We start from the raw sequence: 2,576 nt of genomic DNA on the forward strand, positions 1-2,576 counted from the left end.
ATGTAAGATCCTCGTTAAGAACTTTGAGCGCACCTTGACCAATGCCACCACGAAGCTCAATCTCTGCTTCGTCAGGTTAATGATTAAGCGACTTGCCGCCTTTTAGAGATGTCAAATGGGTTCTATAAGGAAATGACCCATTATTTTCGTGAACCCAAATCTTTTAGAGGCGTTAACTGTAAAGCTGTGCCAGGAGAAAGAGCCAGAAAAGCCTGCCGAGAATGGAATAAATTGATTAGTCTCAGAGATAAATTAAGGGCTGAAGGGCGCATTGAAGAACTAGAAGAATTAGAGCGCCCCTATAAAGAGTTGTGGGAGTTTGAGAAAGAGCTTTTTGCTCCACGAAAAAAGGCAAAGCAAGGGAAAAAAAACAGAAGAATTCGCTAAGAGCTATGTTGCTAGATGTTAAAGGCAGCTAAAGCAGAATTGTAGGGGAATCTAGGTCAATTATGCCGTTGGTCATAGTGCTTAAAAGCAATTCTTTACCTGCCATCCTTACCCCACTGTATTATCGAGCGCCCAATAGTCTATTCATTGGTCAACTCGGCTCTTTCAAGCCCCCACTATATCGGTACTCCGATTAGTGGTGGGTGGTTGACGAAACTTCGCTCCCAGACCTTAGCAACAAGGACTGTACATTTACACCACAGCCAGGACACCACGATTCAATGCCTTGCCCCAAGCAGGTTTCACAAACCGTTAATTTCTCTCCGAATGCGTAATTAATGGCATTATCCTCGCACTCAATGTACCCATCCTCGCACTGGTTGCAGCGTCGCCAGTAAATAGACGTGCGATTGCACTTAGGGCATGAAAATTCATCATCTACTTTATAATCATCCATTGCAATCGCTCCCTAACTTCAAATCTATCTCTACCCCAACGCTCCCAAGTGCTGCTAAACAAATAGCGATTGTTTTAGCTACGGGGTTCGCACTTGGGTGTTCCATTTTGACTTGCACTTCGCCGATGTATTCAATAGCTCTAATTGCTGGTTGCAGATTTTGAACCCATGGCATTAATATAAGCCCAGGCACTTGATTCGTAAAGGATTGAATAGTATTAGTCGGCGAGAGAATATTAGAGGATCGGATAAGTAAATTAAGCCCAGGATTATTTTTCAATCATAATAACTATTGGTTGTGGTTATATGCTACTGTGCATATTTAGGATAGTACAAATGTTTTGCTACATTGCTCTGCTCCAATGTTACTTCGCTTAATTTTTACTGCATTCAGCTACTAAAATCCTAAACACAATAAATATTAATTGTTATTTAGAATATATTTATAGAATTATAGCCTTATTTAGTTATTTCTTGTGTGCATATTTAATTAATGACTCACCAACTCGATTGCCCTGCTTGTCACCAAAAGCTCCATTTTCCTGGCTCCAGTGATAGTTATGGGTATCTTTTAGAGGGTGTTTGCACCAAATGTAGATTCTTGACAGGTTTAGGTACAGGGTACGAACATATTTGCAATATGCTGACCATAGACTATGAGACTTCTAGGTTAGCAAGATAACTTCCAGATGATGCTACTGCCAAAATTTTAAGTCAGTTGGAAGAACTGAAAACGCTTGAAGCCCAAAAAGAAGCATTCTCGCTGCTCTTGTTAGCCCTCAAAGGTTACTGAACTTGGGATAGGTCTAGGGCAATTGCAAAAGTAGTTTGAGAGCAAAAAAATTCATATACCTGATGGCTCTAGGGCGCTGGCAGCAAAAATTACAACTCTTAATATTTGATGTGTTATTTGGCTTGACAGGTAAATCAGATCCTATAAGATGAATTTGTAGCTAACAAACAGAGCTACAACTGCTGCCTTTTAAAAAATCATAACTTCTTGATTGAGCAAACACTAATTATCTAGTTGTGTGCTGATTGCGGTAGTTTTTGAGTTCACATACGCTCTAAATTTAATCAATTACTTGGGTGACAGAACCCTTGCAGGGGAGGCTTGAGCCTCTACTAACTTTGTGTTGCGGTACTAACAATTAGCAACTGATTAATTGCCCTTTTAGGGGGCAACGGTTTTGATGTAACAGCAAACAAATCTCTCAAATTAACAATGAAAGATTCCGAAGATAATCCAGACTGTCCGCAGGCAACCTCTGCGAGTCTTAGTCTCAAACAACATTACGCAATGGAGCTTTTATTAATAGGAAAAACTGATGCAGAAGTAGCTGCCTTAATAGGTGTAGATAGCGAGATTGTTGGTCAATGGCGCAATCAAGATTCTGAGTTCGTAGTGGCTATAAATGCCCTTCGCGCTGCGGCGTGGGAGGGTTCGGTAGCTAGGCTCAAAAGATTGATGTCCCGCGCTCTTGATGTGATTGAAGAAGCCATAACTAGAGACGAGATGGTAGCCATCTCTTTCTTGCAAGCGCTAGGTCAGGAAAACAATCAAGTAGCAAGTCCGCAGCCAGGAGTCAAGTCAAGCATCTTAACTATAGCAATCCTAGGTGGGTTGTGGAAAGACAGCATACTCAAATAACTTTGGGAAGTTAAAGGTTCGACCGTGAGTTACAAGTTCAAACAGGAGTTTGACAAGAAAAAAGGAATCACACAGGTGGTA

General features: G+C 41.1%; 4 protein-coding genes and 2 pseudogenes. 3 read left to right on the top strand and 3 right to left on the bottom strand.

The window, feature by feature from the left end; genetic code table 11:
• Together AC2VE5_RS25665 and AC2VE5_RS25670 are read left to right on the top strand one after the other, a co-directional pair.
• Positions 1 to 106, top strand: a pseudogene (locus AC2VE5_RS25665) (transposase); the annotation flags it as partial.
• A 2-nt stretch (positions 107 to 108) separates the two neighbouring features.
• Positions 109 to 387: a hypothetical protein gene (locus AC2VE5_RS25670; RefSeq protein ID WP_486890407.1), complete on the top strand. Its 279-nt coding sequence runs from the start codon at positions 109 to 111 to the stop codon at positions 385 to 387.
• 193 nt (positions 388 to 580) lie between these two features.
• Here AC2VE5_RS25670 and AC2VE5_RS25675 read toward each other — a convergent pair whose 3' ends face one another.
• Both AC2VE5_RS25675 and AC2VE5_RS25680 read right to left on the bottom strand, forming a co-directional pair.
• A complete protein-coding gene (locus tag AC2VE5_RS25675) occupies positions 581 to 844 on the bottom strand; it encodes a hypothetical protein (protein WP_486890408.1) in 264 nt (87 codons plus the stop codon).
• On the bottom strand, positions 837 to 1,019 hold the full coding sequence (locus tag AC2VE5_RS25680; protein ID WP_486890409.1) for a hypothetical protein: 183 nt from the start codon (positions 1,017 to 1,019) through the stop codon (positions 837 to 839). The genes AC2VE5_RS25675 and AC2VE5_RS25680 overlap by 8 nt, the downstream gene beginning before the upstream one ends.
• A 1,050-nt stretch (positions 1,020 to 2,069) precedes the next feature.
• Between AC2VE5_RS25680 and AC2VE5_RS25685 the strand changes: the two genes are divergently transcribed.
• On the top strand, positions 2,070 to 2,495 hold the full coding sequence (locus AC2VE5_RS25685; protein ID WP_486890410.1) for a hypothetical protein: 426 nt from the start codon (positions 2,070 to 2,072) through the stop codon (positions 2,493 to 2,495).
• Here AC2VE5_RS25685 and AC2VE5_RS25690 read toward each other — a convergent pair.
• Positions 2,460 to 2,576, bottom strand: a pseudogene (locus AC2VE5_RS25690) (IS630 family transposase); the annotation flags it as partial. The gene AC2VE5_RS25685 and the pseudogene AC2VE5_RS25690 overlap by 36 nt on opposite strands.

It is taken from the genome of Aliterella sp. E5.1 (assembly GCF_057473825.1).

Coding starts and splice junctions, on each gene's coding strand:
- AC2VE5_RS25680 (WP_486890409.1), bottom strand. CDS start 1,019: ATGCCATGGGTTCAAAATCTGCAACCAGCAATTAGAGCTATTGAATAC.
- AC2VE5_RS25670 (WP_486890407.1), top strand. CDS start 109: ATGTCAAATGGGTTCTATAAGGAAATGACCCATTATTTTCGTGAACCC.
- AC2VE5_RS25675 (WP_486890408.1), bottom strand. CDS start 844: ATGGATGATTATAAAGTAGATGATGAATTTTCATGCCCTAAGTGCAAT.
- AC2VE5_RS25685 (WP_486890410.1), top strand. CDS start 2,070: ATGAAAGATTCCGAAGATAATCCAGACTGTCCGCAGGCAACCTCTGCG.